Origin of the sequence: Streptomyces sp. WAC07094 (assembly GCF_036320405.1) — a bacterium.
Classification (GTDB): Bacteria; Actinomycetota; Actinomycetes; order Streptomycetales; family Streptomycetaceae; genus Streptomyces; species Streptomyces lannensis.
This window is the reverse complement of sequence record NZ_JAVMJZ010000001.1, coordinates 4,984,130-5,001,109: the sequence shown is the minus strand read 5'-3', so window position 1 is coordinate 5,001,109 and position 16,980 is coordinate 4,984,130. Positions and strand designations below refer to the sequence as shown.

The following is a 16,980-nucleotide window of genomic DNA, read 5'->3' as shown; positions in this document are numbered from 1 at the left end:
GTTGAGAGGACCGCTAAAGGCGTTATGAGGACCGTTAGAGGCGCCTTCGATGACAGTGGGGTGTCCTTCGACGGCTGGGTGTGGGGCGCCTCCGCACACCTTCGTGCGGAAGAACTCGTACGGCTGGTGCCGGGGTCGTGCGGTGAGTGGCGGTCACCGCACGACATCGTGCGGGTGGTCGGTACGACGTCGGGCGACGGCCCCGACCTCAGCGGCCCTGCAGACGGGCCGCGGCGGTGCGGATCGAGCCGAGTTTGCCGTAGAGCAGCTTTCCAGGGCACTCAGTGGCGAACCCGTCACGATGGCCGGAGATCACGTTCAGTCGTACGTTCGCTCCCTTTGGGTAGAGATTGCCACCGCCGGACGTCAGGTATGTCGTGCCACGCGGATCGATGCCGGTGAGGCCGAGTTTCCACGCGGTGAGTGCGGCGACGGAGTTGACGGCGGCGGCCGACGGCGCGGTGCTGGTGAAGGAGCCGAGGACGGCGATCCCCGTGGTGTTGGTGTTGAACCCGAGGGTGTGGGCCCCCATCACGGGCTTGTCCACGCCGCCTGCACGCCCTTCGTAGATGTTTCCGCACTTGTCGATGAGGAAGTTGTAGCCGATGTCCCGCCAGCCGCTGCTCACCACGTGATAGCGGTAGATACCGCGGATGACGGAAGGCGCCTGCGCGCAGGTGTAGTTGTTGCCCGAGGCCGTGTGGTGCACGAAGGCCGCCTTCACGCTGCCGGTGTAGACGAAGCCCGACTCGCGCAGGCTCTCGTCGGCACCCCAGCCGCCGCGCGTGACGATGCGGGGACGCGGCGCGGCGAACGGCTTCGCGGCCGCCGAGGGTCCACCGCGCACCTCCCCCGCCTGATCGACGTCGGCCTCGTTCGTCGTCTCGTCGGACGGCGCGGGGAACATCGAGGCGTTCATCGAGGCGTTCAGGGACGCGAGCCCGGCCTCGACGGCGGAGGCGATGGCATCCGCGCCGGTCCCGCCGTAGGGCAGGTCCTCGTCCGACCGCTGCACCGGGTCGGCCTGCGAGGACGGGGCGAGGGCGCCCTGCCCCGGCTCCGCTCCGGGGTCGACCAGCTCGACCCGCAGACCGTCGGGGAGGGTGGGCGTCCGGGTCCCGCCGACCTGGTCCGCCTCGGCGCGGACCCGCACCTCCACACCGTCCGAGTCGCCGACCCACAGCGGCGCGGTCGAACCGCGCATCCGGGACGAACTGCCCTCGTCCGAAGCCGGATCCGGGCCATGGCCGTGGTTGTGCGTCTCGACGTCCTGCCAGGCGGACCACCGGTCCGCGCCGCTCGCGCGGGTGCGGATCTGGACGTGGCCGTGCAGCTCGGTGGCCGGGTCGTCCCAGACGACACCGACCAGCGAGAAGGACCGTACGGACTGGGGGGCCAGCCCCATCTCGGGCGCCGTACCGGCGGCACGATCGGGGTTGAGGGGGACGAGGGGGAACGACTGGGTGCTACCGGGGACCGTGGCCCCGGTGACGGGCCGGGTGGCCGGTGGACGGTGCACGCCCGGCCCTCCCGCCGCGGCGGCGGGAAGAGGAGCGGACAGGGCCAGAACGGTCGCGCACGCGACACCGATCGAAGAAGCAAAGTATCCACGCATGCTGCTGATCTTGAACATAGTCAGACATATATGTCCATACCGGAATTGACGGACCGTCGGATTTGCTCGTCCGAACCGGTGGCACGTTCACCCGCCCGCAGCTGAGCCCGGCCGGCCGGCCCCGCGTACCCTTGCGCGCGTGAACGCCACCGACCGCACCTCCGCCGACCTGCTGCGGTCCGCGCTCGCCGCGGACCCCGCACGCCCCCTGGTGACCTTCTACGACGACGCGACAGGTGAACGCGTCGAGCTCTCCGTGGCCACCTTCGCCAATTGGGTGGCCAAGACCGCCAACCTCCTTCAGGGCGATCTCGCGGCCGAGCCCGGTGACCGCGTCGCACTGCTGCTGCCCGCCCACTGGCAGACGGCGGTGTGGCTGCTCGCGTGCGCGTCGGTGGGCGTCGTCGCGGACGTCGGCGGCGACGCAGGCGCGGCCGACGTGGTCGTGAGCGGACCCGACGCGCTCGACGCGGCGCGCGCCTGCTCCGGGGAGCGTGTCGCCCTCGCCCTGCGTCCCCTCGGCGGTCGCTTCCCGCAGACCCCCGACGGCTTCCTCGACTACGCCGTGGAGGTGCCGAGCCAGGGCGACCGCTTCCAGCCCTACGCGCCGGTCGCCCCGGAGGAGCCTGCGCTGATCGTCGCCGGAGCGGAGTACACGGCCGCGGAGGTCGTGGAGCGGGCTCGTGGGGACGCGCCCGATCTCGGCCTGACGGGGCCCGGCTCGCGCCTGCTGTCCGCACTGCCCTACGACACCTGGGAAGGGCTGAGCGCGGGGCTGTACGCGCCCTTGGCCACCGGGGCCTCGGTGGTCCTGTGCCGCCACGTGGAGCAGCTCGGTGAGGACTCTTTGGCGAAGCGGATCGAGAGCGAGCGGGTCACCGCGACGGCGCTGGGCTGAGCGGCGCCGGAAGCACCGGGTGGAAGCCTTCCCGCCCGCCCGGTGCCCGCGCACGGCACCTGCCCGTTTCCGCACTCCCGGCTCGGTCCCGCCCCGGTCCGGGCCTCTGCGCGCACTGTTGGCGGGACCCCGCCCCGTCCCCCGTTCGGCCTAACACCGCCCACCCCCGCCCCCGGCCCGGGGTCATGGTCGTAAGAGCCCTGCACGCTCGTACGCCTCTAGGGGGTGCACCCGCCAGTGACCAGCGAAAGCACTCCCTGGCGGCCCAAGGCGGCCGCACCCGGCCGCCGCGAACCCGTCGGCGCCACCCCCACGGGCACCGGGCTCCGACGTCGCCGGCGCCGGCGCTGGACATGCCGCTGCTCCCTCGGCCTGGCCGTGCTGCTGTTCGGGGCCGCGGGCGCCGGATGGGTCGCGTACGAGAAGCTGGACTCGAACATCACCGCGGACACCGACGCCGCCTCCGAACTCGCCCGCCACGAGAAGGAGCGGCCCGCCTCGATCGCGCCCGGTGCGCTGAACATCCTCGTCATCGGTTCCGACTCGCGGTCGGGCGCCGGCAACAGCCGGTACGGGCGGGACTCGGGGACCGAACGGTCCGACACCACCATCCTTCTGCACCTCGCGGCCGACCGGCGCAGCGCCACCGCCGTCTCCCTCCCGCGCGACCTGATGGTGGACGTGCCCAGTTGCCGGCGGCCGGACGGCAGCCAGAGCGAGGCGGCCTTCACGATGCTGAACCACGCCTTCGCGAACGGCGGTTCGGCGTGCACGATCCGTACCGTCGAGAAACTGACGAACATCCGGATCGATCACCATATGGTCGTCGACTTCGAGGGCTTCACGAAGATGGTCGACGCTGTCGACGGCGTCGAGGTGTGCCTGAAACAGCCGATCGACGACCGGGCCGCAGACCTGAAGCTGCCCGCGGGCCGGGTGACGCTCGACGGCGAGCAGGCGCTCGGCTATGTCCGCGCCCGCAAGAGCCTCGGCGACGGCAGCGACACGGAACGGATGGAACGCCAGCAGCGCTTCCTCGGCGCACTGGTCAGCAAGGTGCGCAGCGACGGCGTCCTGCTGAATCCCGTGAAGCTGTATCCCGTGCTGGACGCGGCCACGTCGTCCCTGACCGCGGACCCCGGCCTCGCGAGCCTGCGCCGGCTCTACGACCTCGTCCACGGGCTGCGGAACCTGCCCACGGACGACGTGCAGTTCCTGACGGCACCGCGCACCGCATACCCGTACGACACCGATCGCGACCAACTCGTCGAACCCGAGGCGCACGAACTCTTCGCACGGCTGCGTGCGGACCAGCCCGTCGCGGTCACGAAGGAAGTCGCCGCCAATTCGCCGTCAGGAACGCACGCCAGGACGGCCGATGACCGTGACGGTGAGCAGTCGTACGGCGACGGAAAGTCCTATGGAAAGACAGCAGCCGACTCGGTCCTTCCCGATCGGCCTCCGACACCCCCGCCCACTTTTCGGGGAAACACGGCCACCCAGGACGCCTGCGGGTAAAGCGCACACCAAGACGAGGAACGTCTGAGCTAAGAACTCACTGGGAATTAGGGCAGATTGCCCGGTTGTATGGGAGTGGAATTTGTCACCGCCGTCGCTTGACGTTGAACTGGGCGGATAGTGTGAGCGACCCGGTGCCCTGCCCGTGAGATCCATCGCGGTTCGCGCACTGACTGAAGAGACCCGAGCGCCTCGAGGGGGAAGGCGCCGCGTGGCCCCGACGGAGGATTCGGACAACCGTGGACGCGCAAGGCCGTGGGCGGGCAGAGAACATCGACCCCGCAGACCAGTGGGTACTCAACCCGAGCACCGGCGAATACGAACTGCGACTGAGCCCTTCCGCACCGCATTCGTCCGTGCCGAGACCGCGGCGGGCAAACCCGTCGCAGGGACCTCAGGGGGGCACACGAACGGCACCCGGCCCACGAAGGCCGGCACCGGACGGACCCGCCCCCGACGCCCTGCCCGGGCAGCGCCGCCGACGAGGGGCGCCCGAGGAGCCTCCGCCGGGTCGGCGCCGCGGACGCACGAAGCCCAAGAAGGGCAAGGCCAAGAAGGTGCTGCTGTGGACCGGCGGCAGCATGGCGTTCATACTCATCGCGGTCACGGGCGCCGGCTATCTCTACCTCAGACACCTCGAGGGCAACGTCACGACGACGGATGTCGGCAGTGCCGCGAAGAACGGCTTCAGCAAGGACGAGGCCTTCAACATCCTGATCATCGGCACTGACAAGCGCACCGGCAAGGGCAACACCGGCTACGGGGACACGGGCAGTGTCGGGCACGCGGACACAAACGTCCTGCTGCACGTCTCCAAGGACCGGACCAACGCCACCGCGCTCAGCATCCCGCGCGACCTCATCGTCGACGTGCCTGACTGCCCGACCAAGCAGCCCGACGGCAGCACCAAGGTCATCCCGGGCACGCAGGGCGTCCGCTTCAACACCAGCCTGGGTCAGGACGGCCGCGACCCCGGTTGCACGATGCGCACGGTCAAGGCGGTCACCGGCATCACGCCGGACCACTTCATGATGGCCGACTTCAACGCGGTGAAGACGCTCACCTCGGCGGTGGGCGGCGTCGAGGTCTGCGTGGGCAAGCCGATCGACGACAAGGAGTCGCACCTCAAACTGCCCGAGGGGAAGTCGGTGATCGAGGGCGAGCAGGCGCTCGCCTTCGTGCGCACCCGGCACAGCTTCGGCAACCAGGGCGACCTGGACCGGATCAAGGTGCAGCAGCAGTTCCTCGGCGCCCTGGCCCGCAAGATGACGTCCAGCGACACGCTCACCAACCCGAGCAAGCTGCTCGACCTGGCGGAGGCCGCGACCAAGGCGCTCACCGTCGACCAGGGCATCGGCAAGGTGAGCACGCTCAAGGACGTGGCCCTGGAGCTGAAGAAGGTGCCGCCGAAGAACATCAGCTTCACCACGGTGCCGGTCAACGACAACCCGGCCGAGAAGATCAAGGCGACGGTGGTGCTCCAGCAGCCGGCGGCCGGACAGCTCTTCCAGACGATCAGCAGCGATGTCTCGCTGACCGCGGTCAAGCAGCAGCAGAAGAAGGAGAGCAGCGCGGTGGCGGCCCGGCTCAAGGGCTCCCGCTCGGCTGCCGCCGATGTCCGCGTCGACATCTACAACGGCGGCGCCCCGGGGGGCAGCGCGCAGGAGACCCTCAACTGGCTGCAGAACAACGAGGGTGTTCTCAAGTCCAGCCAGCTCGGCAACGCGGACACGCCCCTGAGCAAGACGACCCTTGAATACGCTCCCGACCAGGCCGACCAGGCTCGCAAACTGGCGGACATCATGGGGCTGCCCGCGTCGGCGATGAAGCCGGGCCAGAGCGAGAAGAACTCCCAGGGCCTGCCCGCGATCGTGCTGACCCTCGGCAAGGACTTCAAGGGGGCCGGAGTTCCGCTGACCGCGCCGATCAAGGCGCCGGCGGACCTGGTGAAGTCCACCGCGGACAAGCAAGTGTGCTCGACGTGATGACCTGACGGGTTCGACGCGCGTCTTGCAGGACGAAGACGCGCCCGACGGGATGCATCCTGTCGGGCGCGTCAAGCGTCTAGTTACTGAACGCGAGACATATCCGGTGGGACGCACGTCCGGTCCGCCGAACAGCGAAGCACGGGAGGCGCGACGGGGCGTCCTCCCGGCTCGCGGGACGGACCCGTTGTCGGGCGCAGGGTGGGGAGGCAGGACTTGGTGCAGAGCGGTGTGCGTGGAAAGGGGGGGCGCCCACATGTGCGGCAGGCCGGTGAACTGGGCTGGGACGAAAGCCTCTACGACCGGCAGGACGACGGCGCCCAGGAGGGCTCCGACGGTCCACCGCAGAAGCGGGGCGGCCATGACGGGCACGGCGGCGGGAGGGGCACCGGGCAGAAGGGGCGCCCGCGTCGCAGACGCCGGGTGCTGCGCTGGTCGGCGACCGTCCTGGCGGTTGTCATACTCGGCACCGCCGGCGCGGGATACGTCTACTACCAGCACCTGAACAACAACATCAAGAAGGACGACCTCAACATCGGCGACGCCAAGGACCGTGCGGCCGCGCCGAAGCCGAACGCGGCGGGTCAGATGCCGCTGAACATCCTTCTCATCGGGTCGGACGCGCGCGACACCAAGGAGAACCAGGAACTCGGCGGCGCCAAGGACACCTTCGGGGGCGCCCCTCGCGCGGACGTCCAGATGCTGCTCCACGTCTCGGCGGACCGCACCAACATGTCGGTGGTCAGCATGCCCCGCGACACCCTGCTGCGGCTCCCCAAGTGCACCGACCCCGTGTCGGGAGAGGTCTACCAGGCGACGACGTCCCTGGCGATGACGAACGACTCACTGGGCCGCGGGGGCCCCGGCTGCTCGGTGGCCACCTGGGAGAAACTCACCGACATCCACATCGACCACTTCATCATGGTCGACTTCGCGGGCGTGGTCTCGATGGCGGACGCGATAGGCGGCGTCCCGGTGTGCGTGGACAAGAACATCTACTCGCACACCTCGTCCGGCCACGGCTCCGGCCTGAAGCTGAAGGCGGGCACCACCTCCGTGAAGGGCACACAGGCCCTGCAGTGGCTGCGCACGCGCTACGGGTTCGAGGACGGCAGCGACATCGCCAGGACCAAGGCCCAGCACCAGTACATGGGCGCGATGGTCCGCCAGCTGCGTGAGAACGCCACCCTGAGCAATCCGAACAAGCTCCGCAAGCTCGCGGAGACGGCCACCGCGTCGCTCACCGTCGACAAGGGGCTCGGCTCGGTCACGAAGCTCTACGACCTGAGCACCGAGTTGAAGAAGGTGCCCTCGAACCGCATCACGCTGACGACGATGCCGTACGACTACGCGGGTGCCCGTGTGGTGCCCAAGCCGGGCGACGCGGAGAAGCTGTTCCGCCTGGTGCGCGAGGACATCCCGCTGGACGGCAAGGGTGCGAAGAAGAAGACCACCGAGGCCACGACGGCTCCGACGGACAGTGATGACAAGATCGCCGTCCAGGTGCAGAACGGCACCCGGACGTCCACGCTGGCGCCGGTGGGCGGACGGGCCGGGGCGGTGGCCCAGATCCTCGGCCAGGACGGCTTCACGGAGGCCAAGGCCGACTCCTCGACGGTGCTCTCCGAGGAGAAGACGCTGGTCCGCTACCCGAGCGCGGACCTCAAGGGCGATGCCCAGCGGGTCGCCAAGGCCCTCGGTATCCCGGCGAGTTCGGTCGAGCAGTCGACGGATGTCTCCGGCGTCACCCTCGTCGTGGGTTCCGACTGGCGGTCGGGCACCACGTACACGGCGCCGAAGGAGGACAACAAGACCCCCACGTCGGCGAACATACTCAATGGCGCAACCAAGCAGTGCATGAAGGTGGACCCGGCCTACAGCTGGTGACCGCGGGATCGGGGCCCCCTCCACCCGGAGAGGGCCCCGGCGAGGCACGCCGTGCCGCTCAGTCGGCGGCGGCGCCCCGTGCGGACTCAGTCGGCGGTGGCGACGACCGCCGGACGCCGGGACGCGATGACCCTCTTCGCCAGCGTCTTCGGGCTGGTCAAGAAGCCCCAGCCCCAGGACATGTGCATGGTCGCGAGAGCGACGGGGATCTGCAGCCGCGACCGCAGCGGCAGGCCCTTGCCCGCGGGGAGGGAGCCCAGGGCGATCGCCGCGAGATAGCCGCCGGGGATCAGGAAGGCCCACGGGGTCAGCGCGGCACCCACGACGACGCCCGCGGCGATCGCGCACACCGCGGTCGGCGGGGCGAGGTACCGCAGATTGATGGAACCCTCGTGGTACCGGGCGACGACGTGCCGCCAGCGCCCGTAGTCCTTGTACTGCTTGGCCAGTGCCCGCACCGAGGGCCTCGGGCGGTACGACACCTTCAGCTCCGGGGAGAACCAGATGAGCCCGCCCGCCTCGCGGATGCGGAAGTTGAGCTCCCAGTCCTGGGCGCGGATGAACTCCTCGTTGTAGCCGCCCTGCTGCTCGAGCGCCGGGCGCCGGAAGACACCCAGATAGACGGTCTCCGCCGGGCCGGCGTCGCCGCCGGTGTGGAAGGCCGCGTTCCCGACGCCTATCTTCGAGGTCATGGCCGCGGCGACCGCGTGCTCCCAGTCGTTCTCGCCCTCGGCGTGCATGATGCCGCCGACGTTCTGTGCGCCGGTCTCCTCGAGCAGCCGCACGGCGGTCGCGATGTAGTTCGGCGAGAGCATGCCGTGCCCGTCCACCCGGACCACGATCGGGTGGCGGGAGGCCTTGATCGCCGCGTTGAGGGCGGCGGGCGTACGGCCGGTCGGATTCGGGACCGTGTGCACACGCGGATCCTCGCGGACCAGTTCGGCCGCGATCTCGTCCGTGCGGTCCGCGGAGGGACCAAGGGCGATCACGATCTCCATCTCGCCGCCGTACTCCTGGGCGAGGATCGCTTGGACGGCTCCGCGCAGATGCCGCTCCTCGTTGAGGACGGGCATGATCACGGACACGGCGGGGAGCGGCACGTGGGGCTTGGCGTTCATAGGAACCTCACGTTACCGCGAACGGGGGACCCCGATGCGCGCCGCCCGAGAGCCGCAGATCGTATCGGCCTACGGTGCTCAGGGATCCCACGCCCAGCTCCGCGGAGGTCTCCCCCGTGCCCACGCCGACCCGCTCGCCCGCGCGCCGTCAACCGGTGCGCCGGTCCCCCGCCCGGCGGCCGCAGGTGCGGCGCAGGAAGTCCGGCTGGGCGGCGCGGGCGGCCACCACGCTGTCCGTGGGGGTCCTCGCGGCAGGGGGTATCGGGCACGCGGCGCTCAGCCTCCTCGACGGCGGCATCTCCCGCATCGACCCCTTCAGGGACATGAAGGACCGCCCCGCCGCGGGGCACGGCATGAACATCCTCCTGGTCGGCACCGACGGCCGGGACAGGATCACGGAGAAGGAGCGCAGGACGTACCGCCTGGGCGGAAACCCCTGCCACTGCACCGACACGATCATGATCGTGCACATCTCGGCGGACCGGGACCGGGCGACCGTGGTCAGTCTGCCGCGCGACACCTACACACACATCGCGGCGCGCAAGGACCCGGCGACCGGTGTGCAGCACCCGGATCATCCGATCCGGCTGAACGCGGCGTACGCGGTGGGCGGCCCGAGCCTGACCGTGCAGACGGTCGAGAGGATGACGCACCTGAAGATCGACCACTACATGGAGGTCGACTTCATCACCTTCATGAAGACGGTGGACGTGCTCGGGGGTGTACGGGTGTGTACCGCGCAGCCGCTCAAGGACCGCTTCACCGGGCTGAACCTGTCCGCGGGCACGCATGTGCTGGGCGGCGGGCAGGCACTGCAGTACGTACGGTCGCGGCACGTCGACGGAGCGTCCGACCTGGGCCGGATGCAACGGCAGCAGAAGTTCCTCGCGGCACTGATCGAACGGGCCACCTCCTCGGGGGTGCTGCTGAACCCGCTGAAGCTCCGGGACGTGACGCGGGCCGTGCTCGGCTCGGTGCGGGCCGACCAGGGCTTCGGTGCCGACCAGCTGATCGGGCTCGGCAGGGCGATGCGGAACTTCTCGCCGAGTTCGTCGGAGTTCACGACCGTGCCGATCGGGGACATGACCTTCCGGGACAAGGAGCTCGGCTCGACGGTGAAGTGGGACGACGCGAAGGCGGGGGCGCTGTTCCGGTCGCTGCGCGACGACAAGCCGCTCGCCCCGCCCCGGCCGAAGAAGAAGGGACCTGCCGCGGTGGACGTCGACGTGCCCCCGCAGCAGATCCAGGTGCAGGTCGAGAACGGGACACCCACGGAAGGGCTCGGCCGGCGTGTGGACGACGGGCTCCTCGCCAGCGGGTTCCACACGACGCGCCGGCCCGCGAACGCGACGGACCGGACGGTGCGGCGCACGGTGATCGTCTACGACCCGCGCTGGGACCGCTCGGCGAAGTCCCTGGCGGCGGCCCTGCCCGGCAGTGAGCTGCGCCCCGCACCCGGCCAGGGCCCCACGCTGAAGGTGGTCGCGGGCGCCGACTTCAAGCAGGTGCGGCGGGTGAGGGCGGCCGAGCCGCAGCAACCGGATCAGGTGGTGACAGGGGACCAGGTGGTGTGCCCGTGAGACACCTCCGGGGTCCTCGGCGCCGAGGACCCGGACCCGGCGCCCCGCCGTGCCTACTCAGTCCTGGTGGCCCTCCGCGACCCGCTTCTCCCGCAGCTCCATGATCGCGCGGCGGCGGGCCAGACGATGGGTGCGGCGGATCTGGGCCTCCTGGTAGCGGCGCTTGTCCCGCTCCGTCTCCGGCAGGACCGGCGGCACCGTCCTGGGCTTGCCGTCGGCGTCGACCGCCGTGAAGACGAGATAGGCGGAACCGACCTGGGTGGGTGGCGTCGACTCGTTCCAGCGCTCGGCGAGTACCCGCACACCCACCTCCATCGAGGTGCGCCCGGTCCAGTTGACCTGGGCCTTCACATGTACGAGGTCGCCGACCCTGACCGGCTCCAGGAACGCCATCTCGTCCATGGACGCGGTGACGGCGGGACCGCCGGAGTGCCGGCCGGCCACGGCGCCTGCCGCGTCGTCGACGAGTTTCATGATCACACCACCGTGCACCGTACCGAGAAGGTTGGTGTCGCTGTGGGTCATGATGTGGCTGAGGGTGGTCCGGGACGCGGAGGTGGGCTTCCCGGGGACATCCCCCGTCGTTTGGCCCGGAATTTCTGATTCCGTGGCCGGGGCCTGGTCTGTCATGGCGTCCACCTTATGCGGGAGCGCACCCGGGGAGACTTTGTGTCAGCTTGGCAACAGCCCTGACCCCGTTCTTCTCCGGCCCTTGTCGGGCCCATACCTCGACCCTGCACACTGGGGCGCATGAACGATTGGCCCGAGGCATGGTCCGACGACAGTCGCGGCAACAGGTACGGACGCGGCAGCGCCGGCGCACAGCCGGAGAGTGCGCGCGTGATGCGGCAGGTCGGGCGCCAGCCCGGCGCGCCGCGTGACCCCCAGGGCGCGCCGCCCTACGGCAGGGTGCCGCAGCAGCCGACCTACCCGGGCGGTTACCAGGACGACCAGGGGTACGACAGCGGCTACAACACGGGCCAGGTGTACGGCGGCGGCGGGAGACGCGGCGGCTACATACCCAACGACGACACCCAGGATCCCGAGTTCCAGCACTACCGGCCGCGCCCCAGCTGGGGCCGCCGCATCAAGTGGATCGCGATCACGCTGCTCACCGTCGTGGTCGTGACCTCGGTGGCCACCTACTTCTGGGCCGACTCCAAGCTCCACCGTGACGTCGACCTCTCCAAGGTCATCGACCGGCCGGCGGCGGGCCAGGGCACCAACTACCTGATCGTCGGCTCCGACAGCCGCGCAGGAATGTCCGCCGAGGACAAGAAGAAGCTGCACACCGGGTCCGCCGAGGGCAAGCGGACGGACTCGATGATGATCCTGCACGTCGGGGGCAACGGCGACACGCTGATATCCCTGCCCCGTGACTCGGACGTGGAGGTCCCGACCTACGTGGGCTCCGACTCCGGCAAGACGTTCAAGGGCACCGGCCGGCATGTGAAGCTCAACGCGGCGTACGCGGAGGACGGCCCGACGCTCCTGGTCCGCACGATCGAGTACAACACCGGGCTGCACATCGACCACTACGTGGAGATCGGTTTCGCCGGCTTCGCGAACATCGTGGACGCGGTCGGCGGTGTCGACATCGACATCGACAAGGGCTTCAAGGACAAGTACTCGGGCGCCGACTTCCAGGCGGGCAAGCAGACCCTCAACGGTGAGCAGGCCCTGGCCTTCGTCCGCACCCGGCACGCCTTCGCCACGAGCGACCTGCAGCGCACGAAGAACCAGCAGAAGTTCCTCTCCGCCCTGGCCCACCAGGTGGCCACCCCTTCGACGGTCCTGAACCCCTTCAAGTTCTATCCGACGATGGGCGCGGGCCTGGACTCCCTGTCCGTCGACAAGGACATGAGCCTGTGGAACCTGGCGACCATGTTCTGGGCGATGAAGGGCGTCAGCGGCGGTGACGGCAAGTCGATGAACATGCCGATCTCCGGCTCGGCCGGCGGCAACCTGCTGTGGGACAAGGGCAAGGTGAAGACCTTGGTCAACGAGCTGAAGAACGACGAGCCGGTGACGGTGTCGGGGAACTGAGCCCCGGGCGCCGGTACGCGGACAGGGCCTCGCCGAGCGGTACGGCGGGGCCCTTTCGCGTACCCCCGAACGGTTCACCCACCAGGAATCCCCCGGGCCGCCGTGCGACCGTGAACCGAACCATGATCACGACCCACGGAGCCCGTCATGGCCGATCTTCAGGACGAACTGGACACCATCACCGAGGCCGTGGGCGGCCTCGCCCCTGCGCTCGAACCGCCGTCGCGGTCCGAGGACACCGCACCCGATGCGGGTACCGACGCTCTCGACCGCGCCCGCAGCTTCCTCGCGGGGCACCCCGTGGCGGTCGGCTACACCGGGGTGCCCTGGGCACTGCGGCATCTGCCCCGGTACGACGTGGAGTTCGGCGAGGGGAACGGGAGCGCGGACGTGCCGCGACTGCGGGAGGGGTATGTGGGCGCGCTGTTCTGGTCGCTGCACCTGCCGGGGGAGCCGACGGGCGACCGGGCCGCGCGGGCCACCCTCGACCAGCTCGACCTGGTGCTGACCGCGGTACGGGCCCACCATGAAGGGCTGCGGCTGGCCGACGACGCCGCGCAGATCACCGATCTGCGCAACCGCGGCCGCGTCTCCGTCGTGATCGGTCCCGCGGGTGCCTGCGCGCTCGGCGACTCGCTCGGGGTCCTGCGCATCCTGCGAGCCCTCGGGCTCAGGCTGCTCACGCTCTCCGGCGTGTCCTGGGCGGGTGACGACGGACTCACCCGGTTCGGCGAGGAGGTGGTGCGGGAGATGGACCGCCTCGGCGTCCTCCCGGACCTCTCGGGCGCCTCGGCGGCCACGGTCCACCGCACCATCGGACTGTCCAGGGCTCCGGTCGTCTTCACCCGCTCCGGGGCCCGCGCCCTGCGCCCGCACCCGGTCAACCTCCCCGACGACGTGCTCGTCGAGCTGGGCCGCGCTCAGGGGCTGTGCCTGGTTCCGCTCGCACCGGAGCAGACGGGGCCCTCCGTGCGGGACGTCGCCGACCACCTCGACCACGTCCGGGAACTCGCGGGCCCGGAGTGCGTCGGCCTGTCGGGGGCCTACGACTCCGGGGCCGCGCAGACCTCGGATCCGACGGACGCCTCCAGCTATCCGCGGCTGATCGCCGAACTCCTCGTCCGTGGCTGGACCGAGGCCGATCTCTCGCTGCTGACCTGGGGCAACGTCCAGCGCGTGCTGCGCACCGCCGACTTCACGGCCCGCGCCGCACAGCAGAGCCGAGGACCGTCCATGGCGAGGATCACCGACCTGGAGGACTGACCCGGATCGAGCACACCTAGGCGTGCTCGATCCGGCAGAGGCAGAACGGATGCCCGGCCGGATCCGCGTACACCCGGAAGTCCCGTTTGCCGTTCAGGTCGTTCACGTCCAGCGGGCGGGCGCCGAGCGCGAGCACCTTCTCCTGGGCCGCCTCGATCGCCTCGACGGTGTCACCGGCGTCGAGGTCGAGGTGCAGCTGCTGCGAGTCGGCGTCGGCCCTCGGCCACTCCGGCGGCTTGTGTTCCGGCGCCCGCTGGAAGGCGAGCCGGGGTCCCGCCGGTACGTGCAGGTCGACCCAGTCGCCGTCGCCCTCCACCGTGCCGCCCAGCACCTCGGCGTAGAACTCGGCGAGCGCACGTGGGTCCGGGCAGTCCAGGACGACGGACCGCATACGGGCGACGGGCAGTGCCATGGGGGCCTCCTCGATGAGCCGGCGCCCTTCTCAGCAGGCGCAGAGACAGAACGGGTGCCCCGCCGGGTCCGCGTAAACGCGCCATGTGCGCGAGCGGTCCGACGCGTCCAGCGGCTTGGCGCCGAGCGCGAGGACCCCCTTCTCGGCCGTGTCGAGATCATCGACGACGAGATCCAGGTGGAACTGCTGCGAGTCGTCGGGGGCCGGCCACGCCGGCGGCACGTGCCCGGCCGCGGCCTGGAACGCCAGCGCCTGCCCGTCAGGTGCCTTGAGGTCGATCCAGTCGCCGTCGCCCTCCACCGTGCCGCCCAGCACCTCGGCGTAGAAACCCGCGAGTGCTCGGGGGTCGGGACAGTCCAGGACGACGACGCCCAGCTTGGCGAGAGCCATCACTTCCTCCTCGGAGTCTGCGGTTCGTGTCTGTGTGATCCACACGGATCAGTGGTTACCCATAAAGGCGTTCAACAGGTAACCGTTACCGCATGCTCCCGCACTGGAGGTAACGTCGCAAGGGGAATCACGAAAGGTGGCGTCGCGCGCATGAGGTCGCAGAGATGAGTGACAGACCCCCCGCCCCCGGCGGTCTCGCCCTGGTGGAGGCTCTGGTCAACACCGTGGACCTGGAGTCGGGCAGTGATCGCCTGGACACCCCCGAGGGACGCGCCGAGCTCGGCGTCGGCGAGCAGGAGCTGGCGGACGTACGCGAGCTGCGCGAGTCCCTGCGCGCCGTCTGCCTGGCGCACGCGGGCCATCCCCCGCACCGAGAGGTGACGCCCCTCGGCGACCTGCTGGCCCGGGCGCCGCTGTACGTCGCCGTCGACGCACGGGACGGTTCGGCGCTCCTCGCCCCCGTCGAGGAAGGGCCCCTGCTCTCCAGGGTGGCCGCGGCCGTCGCGGAGTCGCTCACGGCGGGTACCTGGCTGCGTCTGAAGGCCTGCGAACTGCCGCAGTGCCACTGGGCCTACTACGACCGCAGCCCGGCCGGGAAGGGCCGCTGGTGCTCGATGGCGGTGTGCGGGGCGCGCGCGAAGATGCGGCGGTACCGGGCGAAGTAGGCGAACGGCCCGCGGGGTCGGGGACTCGCCGGTCGCCGGTGGGGGCCGTGGGGCAGAATGCAACCGGACGCCGGTCCGGCCGACTGAGCCTCGGCCGGACCGGCGTCACCGGTTTCGCTACGCCGTGGGGCGGCCCATCGCCCGGTACGTCCACCCCGCCCGGCGCCACAGCTCCGGGTCGAGCGCGTTGCGGCCGTCGAGAACGATGCGGGAGGCGGCCTCCCGGCCCAGCTCGGCCGGGTCCAGCTCGCGGAACTCCCGCCATTCGGTCAGGTGGAGCACGACGTCGGCACCGCGGACCGCCTGGAGCGCGGAGCCGGCGTATCCGAGCGTCGGGAACAGGCGCCGGGCGTTCTCCATGCCCTTGGGGTCGTAGACCGTGACCTGACCGCCCTGGAGGTGTATCTGCCCGGCGACGTTCAGCGCCGGCGAGTCACGGACGTCGTCGGAGTCGGGCTTGAACGTCGCGCCCAGCACCGCGACCCGCTTGCCGAGGAAGGAACCGCCGCCCAGCGCCTCGCGCGCCATCTCCACCATCTGCCCCCGGCGGCGCATGTTGATGGAGTCGATCTCGCGCAGGAAGGTCAGCGCCTGGTCGGCGCCCAGTTCGCCGGCGCGTGCCATGAAGGCCCGGATGTCCTTCGGCAGACAGCCGCCGCCGAAGCCGATCCCCGCCCGCAGGAACTTCTTTCCGATCCGGTCGTCGTAGCCGATGGCCTCGGCCAGCCTGGCGACATCGCCGCCCGCGGCCTCGCAGACCTCCGCCATCGCGTTGATGAAGGAGATCTTGGTGGCGAGGAAGGAGTTGGCGGAGGTCTTCACCAGCTCCGCCGTCGGGAAGTCGGTGACGACGAAGGGCGTCCCTTCGGCGACCGGTGTCGAGTACACCTCGCGCAGCAGCTTCTCGGCCCGGTCGCTGCGCACGCCGACGACGATCCGGTCGGGGTGCAGCGTGTCCTGGACGGCGAAGCCCTCACGCAGGAACTCCGGGTTCCAGGCCAGCTCGGCGTCCGCGCCCGCGGGCGCGTGCTCGGCGAGGTAGGCGGCCAGCCGGTCCGCGGAGCCCACGGGCACCGTCGACTTGCCGACGACGAGGGAGGGGGCCCTCAGATGCGGGGCGAGCGAGGCGATCGCGGCGTCGACGAAAGACATGTCGCAGGCGTACTCGCCGTGCTTCTGCGGGGTGTTCACGCAGACGAAGTGGATGTCGCCGAACGCGGCCAACTCGGCCCAGTCCATGGTGAATCTCAGCCGTCCCGAGGAGCCCTCGATGCCCGCGACGTGCTTGCGCAGCAGATCCTCGAGACCGGGCTCGTACATGGGGACCTCGCCCCGCTGGAGCATCTCGATCTTCTCCGGCACGACGTCGAGACCGAGCACCTCGAACCCGAGCTCGGCCATGGCGGCGGCGTGCGTGGCGCCGAGATAACCGGTCCCTATGACGGTGATCTTGAGGCTCATGGGGTGCTCCAGGGGGGACGGCGGTGAATCGGTGCCCGAGCATAGCCGGGCCTCTCGGCGGGCAGGTTTCCCGCTGTCGCCAAGCTCACGTATCACTCGTGTGGGCGTACCCCTAAAATTTGGGTTACTTAACGGTAATTAG

14 protein-coding genes are annotated in these 16,980 nt (G+C 70.3%); 8 read left to right on the top strand and 6 right to left on the bottom strand.

Translation table 11 applies throughout. The features are described from left to right. Positions 1-208 precede the first annotated feature (208 nt). Entirely contained in the window at positions 209-1,615 is a 1,407-nt protein-coding gene (locus RCR19_RS22165; RefSeq protein WP_331266708.1) for a peptidoglycan recognition protein, read from the bottom strand. 139 nt (positions 1,616-1,754) lie between these two features. On the opposite strand from RCR19_RS22165, the gene RCR19_RS22160 reads away from it, so the two are divergent. The 4 genes from RCR19_RS22160 to RCR19_RS22145 all read left to right on the top strand — a co-directional run bounded on the left by RCR19_RS22160 (position 1,755) and on the right by RCR19_RS22145 (position 7,903). Continuing rightward, positions 1,755-2,513, top strand: a complete 759-nt coding sequence (locus RCR19_RS22160; RefSeq protein ID WP_331266707.1) for a TIGR03089 family protein — start codon at positions 1,755-1,757, stop codon at positions 2,511-2,513. A 237-nt stretch (positions 2,514-2,750) separates the two neighbouring features. After that, on the top strand, positions 2,751-4,031 hold the full coding sequence (locus RCR19_RS22155) for an LCP family protein (protein ID WP_331266706.1): 1,281 nt from the start codon (positions 2,751-2,753) through the stop codon (positions 4,029-4,031). Positions 4,032-4,270: 239 nt separating this feature from the next. Further along, positions 4,271-6,016 (top strand): LCP family protein, encoded by a 1,746-nt coding sequence (locus RCR19_RS22150; protein ID WP_331266705.1) that lies wholly within the window; start codon positions 4,271-4,273, stop codon positions 6,014-6,016. A 216-nt stretch (positions 6,017-6,232) separates the two neighbouring features. Beyond that, positions 6,233-7,903 carry an LCP family protein gene (locus RCR19_RS22145; protein WP_331266704.1) on the top strand — a complete coding sequence of 557 codons (1,671 nt, stop codon included), beginning with the start codon at positions 6,233-6,235 and terminating at the stop codon, positions 7,901-7,903. An 86-nt stretch (positions 7,904-7,989) separates the two neighbouring features. Here the strand turns inward: RCR19_RS22145 and RCR19_RS22140 are convergent, their stop codons facing one another. Then, complete coding sequence (locus RCR19_RS22140; protein ID WP_331266703.1) at positions 7,990-9,021, bottom strand: glycosyltransferase family 2 protein; 1,032 nt, start codon at positions 9,019-9,021, stop codon at positions 7,990-7,992. 155 nt (positions 9,022-9,176) lie between these two features. Between RCR19_RS22140 and RCR19_RS22135 the strand changes: the two genes are divergently transcribed. Beyond that, positions 9,177-10,601 carry an LCP family protein gene (locus RCR19_RS22135; protein ID WP_331269520.1) on the top strand — a complete coding sequence of 475 codons (1,425 nt, stop codon included), beginning with the start codon at positions 9,177-9,179 and terminating at the stop codon, positions 10,599-10,601. Positions 10,602-10,658: 57 nt separating this feature from the next. Here RCR19_RS22135 and RCR19_RS22130 read toward each other — a convergent pair whose 3' ends face one another. Further along, on the bottom strand, positions 10,659-11,231 hold the full coding sequence (locus tag RCR19_RS22130; protein ID WP_059130783.1) for an acyl-CoA thioesterase: 573 nt from the start codon (positions 11,229-11,231) through the stop codon (positions 10,659-10,661). A gap of 120 nt (positions 11,232-11,351) precedes the next feature. On the opposite strand from RCR19_RS22130, the gene RCR19_RS22125 reads away from it, so the two are divergent. Then, positions 11,352-12,647, top strand: coding sequence for an LCP family protein (locus RCR19_RS22125; protein ID WP_331266702.1), 1,296 nt, complete (start codon positions 11,352-11,354; stop codon positions 12,645-12,647). Between the two features lie 147 nt (positions 12,648-12,794). Continuing rightward, positions 12,795-13,910 carry a dipeptidase gene (locus tag RCR19_RS22120; protein WP_331266701.1) on the top strand — a complete coding sequence of 372 codons (1,116 nt, stop codon included), beginning with the start codon at positions 12,795-12,797 and terminating at the stop codon, positions 13,908-13,910. A 16-nt stretch (positions 13,911-13,926) separates the two neighbouring features. Here RCR19_RS22120 and RCR19_RS22115 read toward each other — a convergent pair whose 3' ends face one another. Together RCR19_RS22115 and RCR19_RS22110 are read right to left on the bottom strand one after the other, a co-directional pair. Then, positions 13,927-14,322, bottom strand: coding sequence for a VOC family protein (locus RCR19_RS22115; RefSeq protein WP_059130780.1), 396 nt, complete (start codon positions 14,320-14,322; stop codon positions 13,927-13,929). A 30-nt stretch (positions 14,323-14,352) separates the two neighbouring features. After that, a complete protein-coding gene (locus tag RCR19_RS22110) occupies positions 14,353-14,712 on the bottom strand; it encodes a VOC family protein (RefSeq protein ID WP_059130779.1) in 360 nt (119 codons plus the stop codon). A gap of 164 nt (positions 14,713-14,876) precedes the next feature. Between RCR19_RS22110 and RCR19_RS22105 the strand changes: the two genes are divergently transcribed. Beyond that, positions 14,877-15,377, top strand: coding sequence for a CGNR zinc finger domain-containing protein (locus RCR19_RS22105; protein ID WP_331266700.1), 501 nt, complete (start codon positions 14,877-14,879; stop codon positions 15,375-15,377). Positions 15,378-15,494: 117 nt separating this feature from the next. Here the strand turns inward: RCR19_RS22105 and RCR19_RS22100 are convergent, their stop codons facing one another. Beyond that, positions 15,495-16,838 carry a UDP-glucose/GDP-mannose dehydrogenase family protein gene (locus RCR19_RS22100; protein WP_331266699.1) on the bottom strand — a complete coding sequence of 448 codons (1,344 nt, stop codon included), beginning with the start codon at positions 16,836-16,838 and terminating at the stop codon, positions 15,495-15,497. Between the last annotated feature and the right edge of the window lie 142 nt (positions 16,839-16,980).